The 21,262-nt window shown below is 39.8% G+C and carries 16 protein-coding genes, 2 tRNA genes and 3 rRNA genes; 9 read left to right on the top strand and 12 right to left on the bottom strand.

The genetic code is table 11. The features are described from left to right. Nucleotides 1–13: 13 nt before the first annotated feature. On the bottom strand, nt 14–2,080 hold the full coding sequence (locus HCN_RS02595; protein ID WP_231997590.1) for an Lnb N-terminal periplasmic domain-containing protein: 2,067 nt from the start codon (nt 2,078–2,080) through the stop codon (nt 14–16). Between the two features lie 228 nt (nt 2,081–2,308). Then, a complete protein-coding gene (locus HCN_RS02600) occupies nt 2,309–2,746 on the bottom strand; it encodes a DUF3015 family protein (RefSeq protein ID WP_002956977.1) in 438 nt (145 codons plus the stop codon). Between the two features lie 193 nt (nt 2,747–2,939). Between HCN_RS02600 and HCN_RS02605 the strand changes: the two genes are divergently transcribed. Beyond that, complete coding sequence (locus tag HCN_RS02605) at nt 2,940–3,485, top strand: hypothetical protein (protein ID WP_014666463.1); 546 nt, start codon at nt 2,940–2,942, stop codon at nt 3,483–3,485. Beyond that, on the top strand, nt 3,482–5,905 hold the full coding sequence (locus tag HCN_RS02610) for an ATP-dependent nuclease (protein ID WP_014666464.1): 2,424 nt from the start codon (nt 3,482–3,484) through the stop codon (nt 5,903–5,905). Before HCN_RS02605 ends, HCN_RS02610 begins: the two co-directional genes overlap by 4 nt. A 92-nt stretch (nt 5,906–5,997) precedes the next feature. Here HCN_RS02610 and HCN_RS02615 read toward each other — a convergent pair whose 3' ends face one another. From HCN_RS02615 to panD, 8 genes are read right to left on the bottom strand one after another with little or no spacing between them, the layout of a single operon-like run. Next, the gene (locus HCN_RS02615) at nt 5,998–6,885 is read right to left on the bottom strand and encodes a carbon-nitrogen hydrolase (protein WP_014666465.1); all 888 of its coding nucleotides are present in this window, start codon (nt 6,883–6,885) and stop codon (nt 5,998–6,000) included. 6 nt (nt 6,886–6,891) lie between these two features. Further along, on the bottom strand, nt 6,892–7,056 hold the full coding sequence (locus HCN_RS11420; RefSeq protein ID WP_015453311.1) for a hypothetical protein: 165 nt from the start codon (nt 7,054–7,056) through the stop codon (nt 6,892–6,894). Then, nucleotides 7,049–7,732: a ThiF family adenylyltransferase gene (locus HCN_RS02625; RefSeq protein WP_014666466.1), complete on the bottom strand. Its 684-nt coding sequence runs from the start codon at nt 7,730–7,732 to the stop codon at nt 7,049–7,051. Before HCN_RS02625 ends, HCN_RS11420 begins: the two co-directional genes overlap by 8 nt. Next, nucleotides 7,729–8,517: a 5'/3'-nucleotidase SurE gene (surE, locus tag HCN_RS02630; protein ID WP_014666467.1), complete on the bottom strand. Its 789-nt coding sequence runs from the start codon at nt 8,515–8,517 to the stop codon at nt 7,729–7,731. The genes HCN_RS02625 and surE overlap by 4 nt, the downstream gene beginning before the upstream one ends. A gap of 9 nt (nt 8,518–8,526) precedes the next feature. Beyond that, on the bottom strand, nt 8,527–9,396 hold the full coding sequence (locus tag HCN_RS02635) for a polyprenyl synthetase family protein (protein WP_014666468.1): 870 nt from the start codon (nt 9,394–9,396) through the stop codon (nt 8,527–8,529). Nucleotides 9,397–9,404: 8 nt separating this feature from the next. After that, nucleotides 9,405–10,448 carry a DUF7488 domain-containing protein gene (locus HCN_RS02640; protein ID WP_014666469.1) on the bottom strand — a complete coding sequence of 348 codons (1,044 nt, stop codon included), beginning with the start codon at nt 10,446–10,448 and terminating at the stop codon, nt 9,405–9,407. 7 nt (nt 10,449–10,455) lie between these two features. Further along, nucleotides 10,456–10,779 (bottom strand): YbaB/EbfC family nucleoid-associated protein, encoded by a 324-nt coding sequence (locus tag HCN_RS02645; protein WP_002956966.1) that lies wholly within the window; start codon nt 10,777–10,779, stop codon nt 10,456–10,458. Between the two features lies 1 nt (nt 10,780). Further along, the gene (panD, locus tag HCN_RS02650) at nt 10,781–11,143 is read right to left on the bottom strand and encodes an aspartate 1-decarboxylase (protein WP_002956965.1); all 363 of its coding nucleotides are present in this window, start codon (nt 11,141–11,143) and stop codon (nt 10,781–10,783) included. Nucleotides 11,144–12,117: 974 nt separating this feature from the next. Between panD and HCN_RS02655 the strand changes: the two genes are divergently transcribed. The 7 genes from HCN_RS02655 (at nt 12,118) to HCN_RS02680 (ending at nt 19,203) form a co-directional block, all read left to right on the top strand. Beyond that, nucleotides 12,118–13,616: ribosomal RNA gene (locus HCN_RS02655) — 16S ribosomal RNA — on the top strand. A 123-nt stretch (nt 13,617–13,739) separates the two neighbouring features. Then, a tRNA-Ile gene (locus tag HCN_RS02660) sits at nt 13,740–13,816 on the top strand. A gap of 215 nt (nt 13,817–14,031) precedes the next feature. Then, nucleotides 14,032–14,107 (top strand) — tRNA-Ala (locus HCN_RS02665). Nucleotides 14,108–14,706: 599 nt separating this feature from the next. Beyond that, nucleotides 14,707–17,595 (top strand): 23S ribosomal RNA (locus tag HCN_RS02670). A gap of 201 nt (nt 17,596–17,796) precedes the next feature. Next, complete coding sequence (locus HCN_RS10930; protein ID WP_015453216.1) at nt 17,797–18,024, top strand: hypothetical protein; 228 nt, start codon at nt 17,797–17,799, stop codon at nt 18,022–18,024. A gap of 245 nt (nt 18,025–18,269) precedes the next feature. Further along, nucleotides 18,270–18,385, top strand: a 5S ribosomal RNA gene (gene rrf / locus HCN_RS02675). The 16S, 23S and 5S rRNA genes sit together here with 2 tRNA genes alongside, the layout of an rRNA operon. A gap of 305 nt (nt 18,386–18,690) precedes the next feature. Further along, nucleotides 18,691–19,203: a ClbS/DfsB family four-helix bundle protein gene (locus HCN_RS02680; protein ID WP_002956215.1), complete on the top strand. Its 513-nt coding sequence runs from the start codon at nt 18,691–18,693 to the stop codon at nt 19,201–19,203. Nucleotides 19,204–19,226: 23 nt separating this feature from the next. Here the strand turns inward: HCN_RS02680 and HCN_RS02685 are convergent, their stop codons facing one another. Together HCN_RS02685 and HCN_RS02690 are read right to left on the bottom strand one after the other, a co-directional pair. After that, entirely contained in the window at nt 19,227–20,111 is an 885-nt protein-coding gene (locus HCN_RS02685; RefSeq protein WP_014666470.1) for a ferritin-like domain-containing protein, read from the bottom strand. Continuing rightward, complete coding sequence (locus HCN_RS02690) at nt 20,111–21,259, bottom strand: MFS transporter (protein WP_014666471.1); 1,149 nt, start codon at nt 21,257–21,259, stop codon at nt 20,111–20,113. Before HCN_RS02690 ends, HCN_RS02685 begins: the two co-directional genes overlap by 1 nt. Nucleotides 21,260–21,262 lie beyond the last annotated feature (3 nt).

Below are 21,262 nucleotides of genomic sequence, written 5' to 3' on the forward strand. Positions count from 1 at the left end.
ACATTATATCAAACTAAAAATACACTCTTAGTCCTAGCATAGAAGTGGGCTGGGGCTTTGTATATAGCTCATTTTGCACGAGAGACACTCGCCCAAACAAGCCAAGATTCTGGATAAGATTGACACTGAGTGTGCTATCAAGATGGTGGCTAAAACTTTTAAGCGTGTAAGCTTTGAATTTATATTCAAGTGTGGCTTTTAGGCGGTTATTATCGCTTATATTAAGCCCAAGCACTTGAGCTAAGGCAAAGTCTGGCTGGTTATTGTAACTAAGAAAAAATGTAGGCTCAAAGAGATAATATACATAGGCAATATTGCTAAAGTTATAGCTCATTCCCCCACCAAAGTTTATAAAATAATGCAAATTCTCATCATTAAATGTCCTATTAAAGCCCATCTCTGCACGATATGAAAAGGGTTTAAAAAACTTCCCCATAGGTGCGATAGAGGCAATAGATAAAATATTCATCTCATAAATCTTAGCTCCATTTGTCCCTTGTGTCCCCTGCATACTTGTATCATAATACCCAAGCACTCGCATAAGCTCAATTTGTGCACCTTTGAGATAGCCCACATCATTATCAGTTATATCGTGGTAGGTGATTCTAAAATCAAGGGCTGGGTGGAATCCTTGTGCGTTGTGTAAAAGTAGGGGCGTTATCCTAAGGCTTTGATTGCCTTCAAGGGGATTTGTCTTTGGTGTGTGTATTTGCGGTGGGGTGTTAGAGCCAAGTGTAGAGCGTGTGGAGGCGAGATTGTGGGCGATTTGTGTGTATTGCTCTTTGGGTAATTTGCCTTTGATAAAGTGATATTCACTCAGTTCTAGGGCGGATTCTAAAATGTATTGCTTATCTTGCAGTGAAAGTTTAGAATCTTGCGTAATGTCATTTGGTTGCTTTTCTCCAAGGGCTAGTTTTTTAGCAAGTTTGACAGATGTATTACTCATTAGTTTGCCATAGGTGTTGAGTTTGGTGTGTTTGCTTGGGCGGTAAGTTTGGGTGGTGATAAGTTGTGCCTTTTGTAAGACAAAAAGCGTTTCTGGGGGATTAACCTGATAGATAAATTGATGTCGCAGTTTGAGGGTAGGGCGTGCTACTTCAAGCAGCCAAAGCACATTATATGAGCAGTTTCTGTGGAAAAAATAATATGAGCTAAAAGCATCACTTAGCTCCCAAATGTGATTATAAAGTTGCGTAATCTCCTGCGGTGTGAGATTTAGCTCATATTCCCATATATCGCGGGATTCAGTGTTTGAATATTCTTTGATTTTATCATAATAGGGCAGGATTGAGTAGCTCCCTGTGTAAAGTCCAAAAAGCCCCTTAAATCCAAACACTATGCCATTTTCTTTTGTTTGATCTGCATCGGCTTGGTAGTTTATAGCAAAGCTTAAAAGGCGAGATTGAAATTTAGAATCTAAAAGCAAAAAGGTGTGTCCAAACATAGAAGCAGGGGAATTAATATGAGCTGAAGGGAAAACAATACTCGCCTTTGTAGGTGCGACATAATCACGCATAGCGATAAATTCTTCGCACTCCATTTGTGGTAAATCCTGCAAATCAAGATGCTGTTTTAAAAAATACAGTCTTGCTGGGAAGCGACATAATGCGTGATAGTCTTGTTTTTGTATGGAGCGAACAGGGAGCTTAATCTCATTTTTTTCAAAAAATTGGATTTGCTCTTGGCGTCTTTTTATAATTGCTTCTGGAATCTCCACAGATTCTACAGATTGATAAAATGCTTTGATAGTCGCTTCAAGCTCACTTTCAGCAAGGCTTTTGTGTTTGTCTTTATGTGGCAGTGGGGTAAGAAAAAAATAAGGCGAGATAATTTCACTCGTAGAAGAATCAATATGTAAAAGATCTTTCCATTCTTTGCTTTCAGCAAGTTTTAGAGCTTTGGCAGATTCTAGAATCCTAGATACTTCCGCAGTGGTGGCGGTAGTTTGGTTTGTATTTTGCCCAGATTCTAGAATCTGCTGTGGTGTTGTGGCGTTTGTTATCTCATTTGGTTGGTTTGAGCCATAGCTTTGAGTCATACAAACAAACAAGGCAGAAAGAATGTATTGAAGTTTTTTCATAGTATTTGAGCTTTTAGAATCTTAGGCTAATAGCTTGTAGGGAATGCAAATGAGTGTTTTTAATCATATTTAAATATCCTTTTAGATTTGAGTGTATAAAAGTTTAAGCATTTATAAAAAAGCGTGGATTGTAGCAGATTTTGACTTATCATTGGCTTGAGAAGAGATTAAAGGCTAAGATAGGTAGATTTGAATCCCCACGCCATAGCGTGGAGAATACAAGAAAAATTATAAACTTGCAGCACCATCAAGCACATCGGCACTTTGTGCGTTTGCGTTTGCATAAAGTTTGTGGTAGTTTTCTTGAAGAGCAACTTTGAATGCTTCTTTATCATCTACATTAAGAAGTTCTACAAGCGTATCAAGGTGTTCGCCATTGCCACGAGCGATTTCTTGTGAAAGTGCGTCCATATTTGCCGCTACAAACTCTTGAGTTCTGCTATCCATAGCGATTTTGCCACTTTTACAGCCCAAAGTCCCTGAAGTGATACCAAAAGTTTGGTTAAAAGAAGTAGCGTTTGTCGTTACTTGCAGAAGATTCCAAAGAAGACCTTGTTTGTCAATAAGGTATGAGCCAAGACCGCAACCTGTATTTGTATTTGCCGCAGCAAACGCCCCACTTACCAAACTTGCACTAAGTGCTACGCTAACGAGAAGTTTTTTCATCGCTTATCCTTTAAAAAGAAATTATCCCTTGACTAAGGAGACTTGGCATTATATCCTAAGTAGCTAAAATTGGGCTGAAATATTTCTATTTTACATTTTTTGTAAAATAAATATTGACAAAATATTTTATAAAGGCTATAATTTCGCAAGTTGTAATTGCTTAACATATTAACTAGAATCTAAAAGGATTATTATGGTAAAGCCAACAAATAAAACAAACACAGACCAAACAAGTCAAGCCCCTCCAAAGCTACTAAGAGAGAGGCTAAAAGAGATTGAGATTCGCCTTGTAGATTTAGCGGACTTTTTAGGTATCTCTCGCCCAACAGCATATAAATTCATACAAATGTATGAGACAGGCTATAAGGACAACATAGAAGGAAAGCTACTAAAATTCTTTGATTTTGTGATGAATGAAAAGGGGCTTACTAAAAGCAAGGCAATGAGCTATATCGTGGAAAATCTCGTGCAGCCAAAAGCAAAAAGCACGCAAGATAGAACTCAAACCATTGCAAATCTTTTGAAAAAGGAAAATAGTGTGAAAATAGAATTCATTGATATGGTAGCACAAACGCAGGTGCTAGATCCCATTTTAGAATATTTGCTAGAGTGTCAAAAGATTCTAGCAAAAAGCAAAAGGGCATTAAACGAAGAGGAGGTGGCAAAAATCACGCCACTAAATGAGCTTTATAACAAGCTTGGCTTACGACTTGACATTAAGATAAAGGAGCAAAAATGAATACGCGAAGCATAATATTTGAAAATTTTAGGAATCTAGGCATAAAAGATTCTAAGCAAGAAAACCTTAGCAATAAATTGCAACTAGGATCTATTGATGGAGAGCATATCGGCGGATTATTAATTCTGCTTGGTGGCAATAATGATGGGAAAAGCAATGTGCTAGATGGGATAAGCCTTGCAGTTTCCAAGTTAAAAGATAGCGACAAACCAGACTATCGCAGACATAAAGAAGAGCCAAAGCTAACCCTAGAGTATAAAATCACAGATGCAAAGATATTGGAAGAGATAGCAGAATCTACAAAAGATACACAAGAGCAAGATATAGATTCTAATTTTTCGGGTAAAACTTTTGGGATATTTTTTACTGAAGGTAGCCTAGAAAAAGGTGTGGAGCTTAATGAAAGTGATACGCAAGAGGAGTATTGTGAATTTATCCAAAATATGTTTGAAAGCTCTCAAGTACATGGAATCTATGGCTATGATGAAGCAGGAGATAGGAAAGAAATCCGCCTTATCTTGCCAGAGCATAATCGTATGTTACTTTGCAGTGTAGATCGAGGCGGCAAGGCATTGAAGTGTTTTAGTGCCGTGCAGAAAAAATACAATGAAATTAAAGACAAAGACAGAGCAATTAAACTTGCCTGTAAATTTGTGATTGGCGATACTAAAGCTCCCAAAAATTGCGATGACGCAAAAGAATTGCGAGAGTTTTTAAAGGGCGAGTTTGAAAAAGCAGAATCCAACCAAACAGAATCTCAATCAAGCATTAGTGCTCCACAAGTGGAATCATACATTTTTAGGGCAATACTAACACCTAATGGATTAGAAACAAACTTGCCAAAAGAGTTGGAAACATATAGAGATTATGATACTGAACGAGCAAGAGAACATATGAAAAATGTCTTAGCTATGAAACAGCACGCATATTCAAGTAACACACGCAAAGAAATGGAAAACATAGAATCTGCTATCAAAGGTGATATAACATTTAAGGAGTTGCAAAATCACTATAATACCTTACAAAATATGGTGGAAGAAGATTACTATCTCAATAGAAATTCAAGCCTACAAACTCTCTTGCAAACACCACTTGAAAGCTTTCAAAAAGATATGCAAAGACAAAAGGATAGAGATATTATTAAAGAGCATTTTGATATTACATTTTTGCCAAATATCGTGCTATATAAAGAAAATGCGATTGCTAAAAAGGATCTAAAAGTAGAGCCTAGCAAGATCAATAAATCGAGCTTTTTTCAAGCACTTTTTACAATTTTGGACGAAGATATAGCGATGATACAAGAGGATTATAAAGAAAATGATAGCGATTATCTCACCACCACGCAAAATGAGATTAACAAGCTTTTTACAAGCACAATCGATAAACGCTTTAATGATTTGTATTGCTTGGAGCAGCCTGTATATAGCTTTCATATTAAGCTAGATTCTGCGTTTGTGGAGCTAAGTATAAGAAAAAATGGTGATACTATCAACCTAGAGCGACAAAGCACAGGCTTTAGAAAATTTTTCAATCTCTTTTTTAATTTTCTCTACAAAGGCGAGATTGGCAGAGGCGATATTGTCCTAATTGATGAGCCAGAAAATAGCCTAAGCATACCCGCCCAAAAGGATTTGCGTAAGTTTCTTAAAGACTATGGCAGGAAAAGTGGGATTTTATTTATCATAGCCACACACTCGCCCTCTATGCTAGATATTACCCACCTTGATGAAGTGCGGATTGTCAAGGCATTAAACTCTTTAGAATCTAGCGAGATAGAAAATCCAAATCCAAAAGGCTCACTTATTATCAATGACTTCTCAATGCTAGGCTATGGGGCAAGTGATACGCTTGATAGCATACGCGAAGCATTGGGGACAGATATTGAGTTTGATAAAACGAAGCTTATATTTGTAGAGGGCATTATGGACTATAATATCCTAAACGCGTATAGTCAATTTTATGATTACAAAGATTCTAATAAACTGGTATTTCTGCCTCTTAGCGGACTTGGCAGGAATGATACAGAATCTAGAGATGAAAATGATAATAAAGCGTTGCAGTTTAGCCCTGAGCAAAAGCAAAAAGCAGAAAATCTCATCACTTTTGCAAAAAGATTGCGTATCCACCCCATTTTGCTAGTGGATAATGACGGAGCAGGAAAGGCTATGAAACAAGGCGTTGAAGATGAAGAAAAATTTAAAAACAAGATTTCAGTCATCACGCTTAAAGATGCTTTTACAATCATTAAGGATAACAAAGAATGTTTCAAGGACGACTTTAAAGACTTAGAAAAACTTGAGAAAATAAAAATAGAATCTTTATTTAGCAAGGGAGATGAAAAAAATTTGGCTTTGATACTTGCAAAGAAAACAAGCGATCAAGTATTGTCTCAAGCGTGTTTAAAAACACAGAGAATCTAAAAGAAAAACTCTCACAAGAAAGCAAGAAAAATTTTAACAAGCTATTTACCTACCTTATTGGTTTCAAAGAGATGAATGGTGCCTAAACGCTCCTAATTGCAGAATCTTTTTAGCATTGGCTTATAAGATTCTATCCGTCTATCGCGTAAAAATGGCCACATACGACGGACTTCCTCGCTCCTACTTAAATCAATCTCAACACTAATAATCTCTTCTTTATCTTCGCTTCCTTGTGCGAGTAATGCCCCTTGTGCATCAAAGGCAAAGCTAGAACCCCAAAAGCGTATGCCTTGTGCGTTGCCACTATTATCTTTTTCAAATCCTACGCGGTTTATCGCAAGGGTTGGCAGTCCATTAGCCACACTATGCCCCCTTTGTACGGCTATCCACGCCTCTTTTTGACGCTTTTTTTCTTCTAGTGAATCTTCATCAAACCAGCCAATCGCTGTGGGGTAGATGAGAATCCCCGCTCCTTTTAACGCCATTATCCTAGCCGCCTCAGGATACCACTGATCCCAGCAGATTAAGACACCAAGTTTGCCAAGGCTTGTTTGTATCGGCTCAAAGCCCAAGTCGCCGGGCGTGAAGTAAAACTTCTCATAAAACTGCGGGTCATCAGGAATGTGCATTTTGCGGTATTTTCCTGCAATGCTTCCATCTGTGTCAAAGACAACGGCGGTGTTGTGGTAGATTCCAGCGGTGCGTCTTTCAAAAAGTGAAGTGAGTAGCACTATCTTATGCTTTTTGGCAATGTTGCTAAAATAAGCAATATCAGCTTCAAAGTCATTGGCATAGTCAAAAAACTTAGGATCTTCACTTTGGCAGAAGTATTCTCTTGTGTGGAGCTCTTGTAATGCCACAAGCTTTGCACCGGATTCTGCGGCTTGTTGGATAAGTGAGGTGGTAGAATCTAGCATCGCCTTTTTCTCGCCTTTGTAGTTTTGCTGCAAAAGTGCCACTTGAAGTTTTGTGCTTTTCATAGATTCTTACTCGCCTTCATCATCATATTCATCATCAGGGTTTGCATAGTCATCATCATCATACCCACTATGGCGGAAATCCTCTTCCTCATCATCGTAAAAGTCTCCGTCAAAATCTGAATCTTGCTCTAAGTCATCATATTCATCATTGTAGTCATCATATTCACGCATTTTGGTCTCCTTGTGTGTGTTTAAGTATATCTTGGATAATTTCACTTGCGATGGTTAGCCCAAAGCCCGCCGTTACCGCACTAAAGCTCCCTAAAGCCTTGCATTTTGGCACTTCTGGGCTAAAGACAACCTTAAAATTCTTTTTTATTCCTGCTTTTTTGAGATTATCTCGGAATTTTCTCGCAAATTTATCGCCATAGCTTTTCCATACACTCGCCACGCATATATGCAGGGGACTTAGCTTTTTAGCACTGCCTGTGGATACGATATAATGACCTAATGGCTTATTTGAAGCGATTTTAGCGATTTGAACTTTGGCATCAATATCATCAATAGCATCAACAATATAATCAAATCTCATAATGTCAAATTCGCTTAAAAATGCTTTATCTACGCATTTTTGTAATGGCGTAATGCCCGGATAGAGTTTAGCTAAGACGAGCACCTTTGGCTCATTGATATGTTCAGAGCCAATTTGGCGATTTTGATTTGTAACATCAAAGCTATCTTTATCCACGATTGTAATATTCACTAGCCCACTTCTGTATAAACAATCCACCACAAAGCTCCCCACACCGCCTACGCCAAAGATAATGACGCTTTTTTGTTGTATGGATTTAAAGCTTTCTCCAAACAAGATTCTAGAACGCGTGTATCTATCAATAATTTCACTCATTTTTGTATCCAAGATTCAAGATTTTTGCTATCTTCATAGCTTGTCATATCAAGCTTAATGGGCGTTATGGAGATGTATTTGTTATGTGTTGCGTTAAAATCAGAGCCATTAGCAAAGGGTGTATCAGCGCGTTCTTCCCACTGCAATGGGTGCAATCCTAGCCAATAGTATTCCTGTCCGCGTGGGTTTCTATGCACCTGTGCGTCATCAGCATAGATTCTATGCCCCATTTGCGTGATTTTATAGCCCTTGCAGTCTTTTGGCGGAATATGCGGGATATTGATATTTAAAAATTTACGCTCTCCCAATGGATAGCCACGCGAAAAAATCATCTCTACAACTTCAGCAATACACTGCTTGGCAAGTGAAAAATCAAAATGTTTAGAGCGATTTTTATCAGGCATAAGCTGTGAAATCGCAATGGAAGGCACCCCTTGGATACACGCCTCCATAGCCCCAGCAGCCGTGCCAGAATAGGTAATATCCTCTCCCATATTTGAGCCTAGATTAATCCCAGAAATGACCAAATCAGGTTTTTGCTGATAGAGTGAATGAAGGGCTAGATACACACAATCGCTTGGTGTGCCATCTTCAAGCTTGTAAAAATCATCATCAATCCGCACAAAGCTTAAAGGACGCGTGAGAGTTAGCCCGTGTCCGCAGGCGGATTTTTCACTTGCTGGAGCTACAATGGTAATGTGAGCTAGATTCTGTAAGGCTTCTTTAAGTGTGAGCAGTCCGCTAGAATCAAAGCCATCATCATTTGTGAGTAAGATTTTTTTCATTTGTTTCCTTTATACAATGTCTTGAAAATAGTTTTCTAAAAGCGTGTTTAGGCTTTGAGCTATGCTAGATTCAAAGCTTTTTAGCTCTTGTTGCAAGTTTTGCCTTTGTCTATGAAACTCCGCTCTTGCCCCATCTAAGCCTAGCAAATTGACATAGCTATTTTTGTGGCTGTCATTTTGCGTTGTTTTCCCCGCTTGGCTTGAATCTTGACATATATCAATGATGTCATCGCGGAGCTGAAAATATACGCCAAGCTTCAAACCAAAGTCATACAAAGCCTTGCGGAGTTTAGAATCTGCATTTGCAATGATAGCGCCAAACTCTAATGAAGTGGCGATGAGTTTAGCGGTTTTATTAGTATGGATAGTTTGGAGTTGCTCTAGGGTTAGAGTTTGATTTTCAAACTCACAATCAAGCATTTGCCCTAGCACCATTCCGCCAATCCCGGCATTTATGGCTAAAGATTCTATGAGAGCGAGTTTGAGTTGTGAATCAAGCCTAGCTTGAGCGAGCAAGGCAAAGGCATAGGTATTTAGTCCATCGCCTACAAGCAGGGCTAGAGTTTCTCCATACTTTGTATGCAATGTAGGGTGTCCCCGCCGCAAAGAGGCATTATCCATACAGGGCAAATCATCGTGGATAAGCGAATAAGTGTGAATACACTCAATGCTTAGAGCTGGAAGAAAGGCATTTTTTATAAGCTGTGGGGCAAGGGCATTAAGAACGCTAAAAATAAGAGCAGGGCGGAATCTTTTGCCGCCATTTTGCACCATTTCCCACACGGCTTTTTCATAATGCTGATGAAAGCTTGGAATCTGCGGGGCTTGGGCTAAAAGAAAAGATTCAAAATCGTGTAAAATTTCTGTGATGTGCTGCATTTTTCCCCCTATATTTTGATAAAAATCTCAAGCCCATCACGCAGGATAAGCAGCTGAATCTTACCATCAAACTCTTCATTAAATGATGCTTGTGAAAGAAGCATTTTCAAGCGTTCAAAGCGTTTATGCGTAGTATCTGTGGCTTGTGTGATAATGGGATTTTTATTAATAAATAGAATCTTATCATTCACTCTTAGTTGGCTAAAGCGTCCAGCAATGGCGAGGTTTGTGCTTTGGATAATCATCTCATCATTTAGGGTGATACCAAAGCGTTCTAAAAAAGTCTCTCTTAATAAGAATCCGCCATAGCGTTGATTGACTTTCACAAGCAGTGTCATCGTTTTGTCGCTGCGTTTTATAAGCACTTTGGCTTGAGAATCTTTTTTGAGATTACTCATAATCCACTCTATCTGCCCACTATTTGAAACTTTCGTGCCATTAATGCTTACGATCTCATCTTGGGGCTGAAAGGGATTGTTTGGAAAAAATGGATCAATGAAACTCACAATAGGCTTTTGAGAATAAAATCGTATGCCTAAATCGCCGTAGTAGGCTGATTTTTGATTTAAGAATCTATCAATATATTTTTTTTCTATGAAGCCATTGTTGCCAACACCCAAGCCATAGATTTGATAGCAGATATTGCCTAGGACGCCGTTTTGTGAGGTTTTGTTTGAAAATCCTGCGTAGTCTATAAAGCCATTTTGTCGCTTTGTAATATGCCCGATGCTTGGGGTGTGACTGAGCGAAATGATGGCGAGTTTTTTATCATTTAGGGTGCGTGTATCAAGTGGGAGAAGCTCATAGCTTTGCTTGGTTTTTGGGAGAGCTAGGAGATAAAGTCCCACAAATGGGTCGGCTTTTAGAATCTTTACATTTTTAGGGGGTGTTTTGGCATATAAAATATGATGTTGTGTTGTGCCGACTTTAAGACTTATGGCGTAGCTTGAATCCACAGGTGTGCTAGCAGCTTTGAAGTATTTAACACAATGGGAATAATCATAGGCAAAGGCGTGGCTACACAGGCTAAGGATAAGCGTTGCCAATAGCATTATGTGCTTAAGCATTATTCTTACCACCAAAAATATTTAATCCTCCAAGGTTGCCAAGGAGATTCATAGCACTTGATTGACGATTTTCTTCCACACTCTTGCGAAGGTCATTAAAGGCACTCATCAGCAGAATCTGAAGCGATTCTTTATCCTCAAGCAAACTATCATCAATACTAATATCAATAATCTCTCCATTGCCATTGGCACTTATACTCACTAGCCCACCGCCACTTTTTGCTGTGAGGGTGGTCTGCTGATTGCGTTCTTCTAGCTCTTTTATGGAATCTTGCATAGAGCCTAGCATTGCTCCAAATTGACTTGGATCAAACATTTCACACCTCGCTTGTTATGGATAGAATCTCATTATTTGCCCCAACTTGCACGATTGTAGGCTGATAGCTTTGCAACTCTTCTTGACTGTATGTGGCATAGGCTACGATGATGATAATATCCCCCACTTGTGCCTTTCTAGCCGCAGCACCATTGAGACAAATCTCGCCCTTTTTGTCGCCATAAATGACATAAGTGCTAAATCGTTCGCCATTATTGATGTTTAGAATCTCTACTTTCATACCTGCTAGAAGTTTTGCACTTTTGGCAAGATTTTTTTCTATGGTAATTGAACCCACATAATTGAGATTAGCATCACTGACTTGTGCGCGGTGAATCTTGGAATAGAGCATTTCAAATTGCATAATGTGCCTTTATTTTTGATGTTAAGATGTGTTGTGCTGTGTCATTACACATAATTTGTAAGCGGAGATTCTATCATAAGATTCTTATTATATTGTTAGGGTGTGGTAAAAGTTGCTAGGCTTTAAAGATAATAAGTTTCTAAAGTGATTAAGCAAAAATATGTGTTGGGGTGGGGGAATTATCAAAATACAAAAAAATATTGATTTTGTGGCAGTGTGTGGGTTTTTTGGGCTTATGTAAAGGTTTTTTTGAAAAGAAGCATTAGATTCCATTTCTACTTAAGCCCCCCTTAAGCTTTAAGTATGTATTATTTCACTCCCATTTGATTGAGCTTCTAGTCTCTTCTCTTAGGTTTTTATTTCTATATGATGTTTTTAGCTTTTCTCTCTAGTGAATCTAAAAACCATAAAGTAATGTCTAAAACTTTAAAAGTGAAGTTATGGGAGTATTGAGATTACTTTATAAAGTGATTTAAAGTAGTAAGATACTTTTTAGTTTGCTTTTTCTATGGTTGTTCTTTATCAATATAATCGTTGTTCATAGCTTTTAAGATATAAGCTTAAAGTTATTATAGTGGATTATATTTGGTATGATCTTTGACATCTAAGCAAGAAAGTTAAGTTACTTTATTACTTATTTATAAGCAATAAAACAGACTTAAGTTTCTTAGTTCATTATACATAACTCATTTATGACTTTGAGAAAGATTCTATGCAGTCTAAAGGCTTTTTAGAATCTACACTCTAGTCTTTGTGATTTTTAAACTAAGAGACAAGGACAAACTTTAATTTCAAGTAGTTGATTTGCTAAATTACTTGTTCTATGGAATGACAATATTGTTTTACTTTAGATTTATTACCATAGATTCTTATGGAGAGTTTAGCCATTGATTGATTCTTTGGCTCAAATTCCCCATTCTTATGGAGAGTTTGCTACTATTAATTATTTTTGATAGATACAAACTCCCATAATTCTTATGGAGAGTTTGATCCTGGCTCAGAGTGAACGCTGGCGGTGTGCCTAATACATGCAAGTCGAACGATGAAGCTTTTAGCTTGCTAGAAGTGGATTAGTGGCGCACGGGTGAGTAATGCATAGGTTATGTGCCCTTTAGTCTGGGATAGCCACTGGAAACGGTGATTAATACTGGATACTCCCTACGGGGGAAAGGTTTTTCGCTAAAGGATCAGCCTATGTCCTATCAGCTTGTTGGTGAGGTAATGGCTCACCAAGGCTATGACGGGTATCCGGCCTGAGAGGGTGATCGGACACACTGGAACTGAGACACGGTCCAGACTCCTACGGGAGGCAGCAGTAGGGAATATTGCTCAATGGGGGAAACCCTGAAGCAGCAACGCCGCGTGGAGGATGAAGGTTTTAGGATTGTAAACTCCTTTTGTAAGAGAAGATTATGACGGTATCTTACGAATAAGCACCGGCTAACTCCGTGCCAGCAGCCGCGGTAATACGGAGGGTGCAAGCGTTACTCGGAATCACTGGGCGTAAAGAGCGCGTAGGCGGGTAGTCAAGTCAGATGTGAAATCCTGTAGCTTAACTACAGAACTGCATTTGAAACTGACTATCTAGAGTATGGGAGAGGTAGGTGGAATTCTTGGTGTAGGGGTAAAATCCGTAGAGATCAAGAGGAATACTCATTGCGAAGGCGACCTACTGGAACATTACTGACGCTGATGCGCGAAAGCGTGGGGAGCAAACAGGATTAGATACCCTGGTAGTCCACGCCCTAAACGATGAATGCTAGTTGTTGCCCTGCTTGTCAGGGCAGTAATGCAGCTAACGCATTAAGCATTCCGCCTGGGGAGTACGGTCGCAAGATTAAAACTCAAAGGAATAGACGGGGACCCGCACAAGCGGTGGAGCATGTGGTTTAATTCGAGGATACGCGAAGAACCTTACCTAGGCTTGACATTGATAGAATCCGCTAGAGATAGTGGAGTGCTGGCTTGCCAGAGCTTGAAAACAGGTGCTGCACGGCTGTCGTCAGCTCGTGTCGTGAGATGTTGGGTTAAGTCCCGCAACGAGCGCAACCCTCGTCCTTAGTTGCTAGCAGCTCGGCTGAGCACTCTAAGGAGACTGCCTTCGTAAGGAGGAGGAAGGTGAGGACGACGTCAAGTCATCATGGCCCTTACGCCTAGGGCTACACACGTGCTACAATGGGACATACAAAAAGATGCAATATCGCGAGATGGAGCAAATCTCTAAAATGTCTCTCAGTTCGGATTGTAGTCTGCAACTCGACTACATAAAGCTGGAATCGCTAGTAATCGCAAATCAGCAATGTTGCGGTGAATACGTTCCCGGGTCTTGTACTCACCGCCCGTCACACCATGGGAGTTGTATTCGCCTTAAGTCGGGATACTAAATTGGTTACCGCCCACGGCGGATGCAGCGACTGGGGTGAAGTCGTAACAAGGTAACCGTAGGTGAACCTGCGGTTGGATCACCTCCTTTCTAGAGATATGTTAAGATATTTGTTTATCTTAACCAAAGCTATAAAGAGTATAAAAAACTTAACAGACTTGCTTAGTTTTCAGGGATCTCCAAATACGAGACATTATATATAGCAAGCTTAGTGGGCTTATAGCTCAGGTGGTTAGAGCGCACCCCTGATAAGGGTGAGGTCAGAGGTTCAAGTCCTCTTAAGCCCACCAAATGAAATTCTTTTTTACGCTTTTGAAAGAGTTTTCAAAGTTTTTTCGGTCATTACCTTAAGGTAAATCCCTTCAAAAACTTTTCAACAACTTTCAAAATCATTAAAAAATAATTCCATTTAAATTATCAAAGCTAAAGGTAGAAGTTAGGCTTTATTGCATTATTGAAACATTAAGTAATGTATTTTAGATTCTATATTTAGTGATGATTGCAAGGGGAATTAGCTCAGCTGGGAGAGCGCCTGCTTTGCACGCAGGAGGTCAGCGGTTCGATCCCGCTATTCTCCACCATTTTGAGAATGGTCTCTAAGCAATGCTATATCAATAAACGATATGAATAGACAATGAGGTGTGTTAAAGGTATGTGAAGTCTAATGCAAGGTTTTACTTCTTTTTATCTTTCTTATCCTTAGAATCTTTAGTCTTTAAGTTAAGAGAGTAGAGAATAAAAAGGAATAATGAGAATTTGTTGGAATCTATTGTATTGCAATGTAAGTTTAATAGATTTTCAATATAACAAAGTAAAATAAGAATATAAGAAAACAGAAGCTTTGCATTAGACTTTAGTCTAAATGTTATTTGAAATTTTATTGTTAATAGCCTAAATAGTAATTAACTACAATTACGCGACATACTTGTCTTATTGAGGCAGGGTTTTATTAGGTCAGTGCAATGTGATATGTTAGAGCTTATGAAAATGGATTCTAAGATAGAGCAGAGTATTAGATTTAAGTTTTGCTTTTGATTTTGGATGAGAAATTAATGTTGTGAAGCAATTTGTGCGGAGACTAGACTTAGTGTCTGTCGCACAAGCAAATTGCGAACTCATTAATTTATCGCCAAAAGCATAGCAAAGAATCTTGCATTCAATAAGGCAGTATCCTTAGAAGTAAAAAGCTTTTAAGGGCAGATGGTGGATGCCTTGGGTGATAGAGGCGATGAAGGACGTACTAAGCTGCGATAAGCTATGGGGAGCTGCTAAGAAGCTTTGATCCATAGATTTCCGAATGGGGCAACCCAATACATAGAGATATGTATTACCTTTAATGGAGCGAACCTAGCGAAGTGAAACATCTCAGTAGCTAGAGGAAAAGAAATCGTAATGAGATTCTCCTAGTAGCGGCGAGCGAACGGGGAAGAGGGCAAACCAGTAGCTTGCTACTGGGGTTGAGGACTGCAATATCCACTTGAATAATGTAGCAGAAGTGTTTGGAAAAACACATCACAGAGGGTGATAGTCCCGTATGCGAAATATTATTCATAGGTAGCAGGATCCAGAGTAGGCCAGGACACGTGAAATCCGGGCTGAAGCCGGGGAGACCACTCTCCAACCCTAAATACTACTATCACACCGATAGCGAACAAGTACCGTGAGGGAAAGGTGAAAAGAACCGCAGTGAGCGGAGTGAAATAGAACCTGAAACCATCTGCCTACAATCATTCGGAGCCCTATGATTTATCAGGGTGACGGACTGCCTTTTGCATAATGATCCTGCGAGTTGTGGTATCTGGCAAGGTTAAGCACACGCGAAGCCGTAGCGAAAGCGAGTCTTAATAGGGCGTTTAGTCAGATGCTGCAGACCCGAAGCCAAGTGATCTATCCATGGCCAAGTTGAAGCGAGTGTAATAGCTCGTGGAGGACTGAACTCGTACCCATTGAAACGGGTTGGGATGAGCTGTGGATAGGGGTGAAAGGCCAAACAAACTTGGTGATAGCTGGTTCTCTTCGAAATATATTTAGGTATAGCCTCAAGTGATAGTAATAGGGGGTAGAGCTCTGATTGGGCTAGGGCTGCTCACCGCGGTACCAACCCCTGTCAAACTACGAATACCTATTGCCTTATCTTGGGAGTCAGGCGGTGGGTGATAAAATCAATCGTCAAAAGGGGAACAACCCAGACTACCAACTAAGGTCCCAAAGTTCTATTCTAAGTGGAAAATGATGTGAAGTTACTCAGACAACCAGGAGGTTGGCTTAGAAGCAGCCATCCTTTAAAGAAAGCGTAACAGCTCACTGGTCTAGTGATTTTGCGCAGAAAATATAACGGGGCTAAGATAGACACCGAAGTTGTAGATTCTATGCTGGTGCATAGAGTGGTAGAAGAGCGTTCGTATCAGCGTTGAAGGCATACCGGTAAGGAGTGCTGGAGCGATGCGAAGTGAGCATGCAGGAATGAGTAGCGATAAAAGTGGTGAGAATCCACTTCGCCGAAAGTCTAAGGTTTCCTACGCGATGCTCGTCATCGTAGGGTTAGTCGGGTCCTAAGACAAGTCAGAAATGGGTAGTCGATGGAAAATGGGTTAATATTCCCATACCAACATTAGTGTGCGATGGGGGGACGCATAGGGCTAAGTAGCGTTAGCTGATGGAAGTGCTAATTTAAAAGCGTAGATTGAGAGATAGGTAAATCCGCTCTTGTATTCGAAACTTGAATAGCTTGTTGCGATCTTCGGATCAAGATGAGTGCTACTGACGCCGTCGTGCCAAGAAAAGCCTCTAAGTTTAGCTAATGTTGCCCGTACCGCAAACCGACACAGGTAGATGAGATGAGTATTCTAAGGCGCGTGAAAGAACTCTGGTTAAGGAACTCTGCAAACTAGCACCGTAAGTTCGCGATAAGGTGTGCCACAGCAATGTGGTCTCAGCAAAGAGTCCCTCCCGACTGTTTACCAAAAACACAGCACTTTGCAAACTCGTAAGAGGAAGTATAAGGTGTGACGCCTGCCCGGTGCTCGAAGGTTAAGAGGATTCGTTAGCAGTAATGCGAAGCGTTGAATTGAAGCCCGAGTAAACGGCGGCCGTAACTATAACGGTCCTAAGGTAGCGAAATTCCTTGTCGGTTAAATACCGACCTGCATGAATGGCGTAACGAGATGGGAGCTGTCTCAACCAGGGATTCAGTGAAATTGTAGTGGAGGTGAAAATTCCTCCTACCCGCGGCAAGACGGAGAGACCCCGTGGACCTTTACTACAGCTTGGCACTGCCGATGGGAGCATTATGCGCAGGATAGGTGGGAGGCTTTGAAATCTTCACTCTGGTGGAGATGGAGCCATCCTTGAGATACCACCCTTAATGTTTCTGTCTGCTAACTGGCTAGAGTTATCCTCTAGCAGGACAATGCCTGGTGGGTAGTTTGACTGGGGCGGTCGCCTCCTAAAAAGTAACGGAGGCTTACAAAGGTTGGCTCATTGCGGTTGGAAATCGCAAGTAGAGTGTAATGGCATAAGCCAGCCTGACTGTAAGACAAACAAGTCGAGCAGAGACGAAAGTCGGTCATAGTGATCCGGTGATTCTGTGTGGAAGGGTCATCGCTCAAAGGATAAAAGGTACCCCGGGGATAACAGGCTGATCTCCCCCAAGAGCTCACATCGACGGGGAGGTTTGGCACCTCGATGTCGGCTCATCGCATCCTGGGGCTGGAGCAGGTCCCAAGGGTATGGCTGTTCGCCATTTAAAGCGGTACGCGAGCTGGGTTCAGAACGTCGTGAGACAGTTCGGTCCCTATCTGCCGTGGGCGTAGGAGAGTTGAGGAGAGCTGTCCCTAGTACGAGAGGACCGGGATGGACACGCCACTGGTGTAGCAGTTGTTCTGCCAAGAGCATCGCTGCGTAGCTACGCGTGGATGTGATAACCGCTGAAAGCATCTAAGCGGGAAGCCAACTCCAAGATGAACTCTCCCTGAAGGTCGCAGCAAGACTAGCTGCTTGATAGGGTAGGTGTGTAAGCATAGTAATGTGTTTAGCTGACTACTACTAATAGACCGTTTGGCTTTTTATATAAGGATTACTGCCTTATTGAGTGCAAGATTCTAAAAGATTATTGTTTAAGTTTAATTATTCAAGTTTATATATGCGAGTTTATATATGTAGGTAATAGATTTAGAATGAGAAGCTTAGATATAGAATCTGCTTTGATAAGAGGGAAGTGTAATTGAGAAGTGTAATTGAATGGTTAGTTACTAAATACGAAAGAATAACATTGAGACTTTATGTATTATATAGATTCTTAGTCGTTGCATTAGCATATGTTTTTATGCTAATGCAATTTGTTAGAAAATGCGGTAGTGTAAGCAGTGCAAAATCACTTGTGTGGCTATTAACACCATTACCCTATAAGGAAAATGGAAATAAGGACAAAAGAAAATTTTCTTTAAGAGTGTTAAGCTATGTAGAAAATGCTTTTAAATGCTTGGTTGTAGAATCTTAGTCAGTGTGGGTTAAGATTCTAGCTTGAGCGTTTAGTTTAGTATTCATCTCTTTTTTGTTTGTTTCTATGAAGTTTGGCTTTGATTGAGCTTGGCTTAAAAGTTGGGCTTAAGATAGATTCAAACATAAAAATAAACATAGCATAATATCTCTTGGAGCTTGTGTAAGTTTTTAGGGCTACTAAGCTTTACTTTTTTAAATTGTAGAGCTTTAGCTTATTAGTTGATTTGTCTTTATTTCCCTTTTCCTTGTGTTTATAGAGAGAAGGCAACACCCAGCTCCATTCCGAACCTGGCAGTTAAGCTTCTCTTCGCCGATGATACTGCACCTTTCAGGTGTGGGAATGTAGGTCGATGCAGGGATAGGGAGATTCTTCTTTTTACTTATTTTTTACTTCGTTATATAGAATCTTGCTGTTTGCTTTTGGTTGTTTGATTGAATTTGTTTGGTTTTATGGATTTAAGATAGTGTTGATTGATTTGCTACAAAGATTTGGATTTTTAGTTTCGTATTGATTGTTCTGTTGGTTAGATTCCCTTGAGAATACTTGGTTTGAGATTGTGATTAGTTACTTTGGATTTTTCATCTTTATATTTTTTTTGTTAGATAAAATGGGCTAAAATGAGATTGTGATTTGAGATTGATTTTTTTTTGAGAAAGGAAATAAATGTCTCGCCCTACGACAAAGTTGCAATTACAAGAAGCTTCACAGACAAATTTTGAAAAGCTCTTTGCAATTATTGAATCTATCCCGCTTGATGCCCAAAATACTCATTTTGCCTACAATGAACGCGACGAGACACTTAAAGATGTGCTTATCCATTTATATGAATGGCAGAATTTACTACTTACTTTTGTGCGGACAAATCTCAATAAAACTAGTGATTTTATCCCTTTTTTGCCGCCACCCTACAACTTCAAAACTTATCCAAAAATGAATTGGGCAATTAAAGAAAAACACCACGCCACTTCACTAGAACACGCAAAAAGTTTGCTTTATCAAAGCCATACAGAAGTAATGGAGCTTATCGCCACTTTACCGCTTAAAACACTTTTTGTGAAAAAGCATTATAAGTGGTGTGGCAACACAAGTCTTGGTAGCTATTGTGTGAGCAGCACTTCAAGTCATTATGACTGGGCAATAAAGTGTATTAAAAAGTATGTTAGGGCTTTAAAGTAGATTCTATAATTCTGTAAGATGTGCTATGAATTTGTGGAATAAAGGTGTGTTAAACACTCCAGCTCTTCAGCAGAAAAGCCCGCTTGTAGCCTTGCTTTGTGATTGAGTATCTTTGGCACGGAGTGGAATTGCTTAAAATTTTGAAGTATTGCTAGAAAGTCCTCCGGGCTTGTTTTGGTATTGGCATATCTCCACCAAAAATCCCCTTTTCTTACGTGTTCTATCTCATCGTGCAGGATAATCTCAAGCGTTTGTAGAATCTGCGGAATACTCTCGTGTTCAAAACGCTCAATCTTAGCTACCACAAAAGGATTTGCATCAAGTCCATTTGCTTCTAAGCCACGATGAAGCAATGCCATTCTATCTCTAAAATCCTGCGTAGCACTCTGTGCGTCAAAAAGCTGGGAATGCACAGCAAAATCTCCATATTCATAGCCTAAACTATGAAGTGAATCTAGCAAAAGTCTAAAGTGATTTGCCTCTTGCAATGCCACAATAAGCCAATCACGATAATATTGCAGAGGCAAATGTCTAAAGCGATACATCGCATCAAGGGCTAAATCAATCGCACTATATTCAATATGCACGATAGAATGCAATACTTTAGCAAGGGATTGCACGCTTTTGATATGCTTTGGGCGGCGGATTTTTGTAGGGTGGGTGATAGTGCAAAATCGTTGATATGATGGGTTTTGAAGTGGGCGAATAGGGGAGTGAAAGTCGGTAAAAAAATGCTGTATCTCCTGCGTTTGGAAGCTAGATTCTAAATAATAAGAATCTAGTGTGTTTGAAGGCAGATTCTCACTTTCTAATAGCTCTTGTGCCATTTGCTCTATATTGGCAATAAGCTTTAGCTTTGCTTCTGGGCTTTGAGCAATCATTGCTTCAAAAATCAGCGTAAAATCCATTAGGCTTCCTTTTTGATATGAGTCATATGATGATAAAACACAAATGATGTAAGGCTAAGAGTGATTGCAAGTGAGATGATAAGCATTTGCCAACCAAACAGCTCAAAAACAAAAGATGAGAGATAAGAGCCTAGCGTCCCGCCTGTGTAATAAAAGCTGAGATAAAGCCCACTTGAAGCGGCTTTATACTTTGGATTGAGTGAGTTGTTGAGAGCATTTAGCACGGAGTGTGCGATAAATGAGCCAAAGCACATAACAAACATTCCCACATATATCCACATAAGCGAATGCAAAAGAAAGACGCACAGCCCTAGGGCAAAAAGATTTAGGCTTAAAAAAATGGTTTTTTCTCTGCCACCACAAAGCTTGATGATAGGATTAGCAAGAAGTGAAACGACAATCCCTATGCTATAGCCCAAATACAACCTACCAAGCTCATTTTGACTGATATGCGGAAACATCTCTTTTGCATAAAAAGGCAGAGTGTTAAGCACAGCCTGAAAACTAAAAAACATCACAAACACGCTACTTAGCACCACTAGCGAAGTTTTATTGCCAAGTAGTGGGAGAATCTGTGAGAATGTAAATTGAGTAAGCTTGGAGGCTTGATTTGCAATCCAAGATAGGCTAAAGATTCCACCTAGTGTTAAGCTCACCCCCAAAAGGATAAAGCATATTTGCCACGAAAAAAGCTCTGTGAGATATGCTCCACCCATTCTGCCAATAAGCCCACCTGCAATGGTGGAGGCGATATAAATACTGACATTAAACTGCAAAGAGCCACTTTGTGAGCGTGTGAGAATGGTAAGTAGTGTGGTAAGAATAGCTGGAAAAAATAGGGATTGAATAAAACGCAAGAGTAAAAAAGTCTCCAAGCTTTCGCACCACGCAAGGAGAATCTGAAAGATTCCTGCAACAAATAGCGAAAGGCTTAAAATCAATTTTGGTTGATGATTTTCTAAAAAATAGCCATAAAAAAGCGGTGCAAATGCCATAGGTAAAAGTGTAATGGAAGTAATGGCAGATGTGTTTTGTGCAGTAGTACCAAACTCTAGGGCTAGAAGCGGTAAAATCGGCTGAGGGATATAGATACTAGAAAGCGTTATGATTGCTATGTAAATAACGCTAACTTTTGTCTTTATATCCATTGT

The organism is Helicobacter cinaedi PAGU611 (assembly GCF_000284635.1).
Lineage (GTDB): Bacteria > Campylobacterota > Campylobacteria > Campylobacterales > Helicobacteraceae > Helicobacter_C > Helicobacter_C cinaedi.

Excerpts from the sequence above, each read along its gene's own strand:
- HCN_RS02680 (WP_002956215.1), top strand. The coding sequence starts at position 18,691 with ATGTCTCGCCCTACGACAAAGTTGCAATTACAAGAAGCTTCACAGACA.
- HCN_RS02595 (WP_231997590.1), bottom strand. The coding sequence starts at position 2,080 with ATGAAAAAACTTCAATACATTCTTTCTGCCTTGTTTGTTTGTATGACT.
- HCN_RS02685 (WP_014666470.1), bottom strand. The coding sequence starts at position 20,111 with ATGGATTTTACGCTGATTTTTGAAGCAATGATTGCTCAAAGCCCAGAA.
- HCN_RS02690 (WP_014666471.1), bottom strand. The coding sequence starts at position 21,259 with ATGGATATAAAGACAAAAGTTAGCGTTATTTACATAGCAATCATAACG.
- HCN_RS02610 (WP_014666464.1), top strand. The coding sequence starts at position 3,482 with ATGAATACGCGAAGCATAATATTTGAAAATTTTAGGAATCTAGGCATA.
- surE (WP_014666467.1), bottom strand. The coding sequence starts at position 8,517 with ATGAAAAAAATCTTACTCACAAATGATGATGGCTTTGATTCTAGCGGA.
- HCN_RS02600 (WP_002956977.1), bottom strand. The coding sequence starts at position 2,746 with ATGAAAAAACTTCTCGTTAGCGTAGCACTTAGTGCAAGTTTGGTAAGT.
- HCN_RS02635 (WP_014666468.1), bottom strand. The coding sequence starts at position 9,396 with ATGCAGCACATCACAGAAATTTTACACGATTTTGAATCTTTTCTTTTA.
- panD (WP_002956965.1), bottom strand. The coding sequence starts at position 11,143 with ATGCAATTTGAAATGCTCTATTCCAAGATTCACCGCGCACAAGTCAGT.
- HCN_RS11420 (WP_015453311.1), bottom strand. The coding sequence starts at position 7,056 with ATGCGTGAATATGATGACTACAATGATGAATATGATGACTTAGAGCAA.
- HCN_RS02615 (WP_014666465.1), bottom strand. The coding sequence starts at position 6,885 with ATGAAAAGCACAAAACTTCAAGTGGCACTTTTGCAGCAAAACTACAAA.
- HCN_RS02605 (WP_014666463.1), top strand. The coding sequence starts at position 2,940 with ATGGTAAAGCCAACAAATAAAACAAACACAGACCAAACAAGTCAAGCC.
- HCN_RS02645 (WP_002956966.1), bottom strand. The coding sequence starts at position 10,779 with ATGTTTGATCCAAGTCAATTTGGAGCAATGCTAGGCTCTATGCAAGAT.
- HCN_RS02640 (WP_014666469.1), bottom strand. The coding sequence starts at position 10,448 with ATGCTATTGGCAACGCTTATCCTTAGCCTGTGTAGCCACGCCTTTGCC.
- HCN_RS02625 (WP_014666466.1), bottom strand. The coding sequence starts at position 7,732 with ATGAGTGAAATTATTGATAGATACACGCGTTCTAGAATCTTGTTTGGA.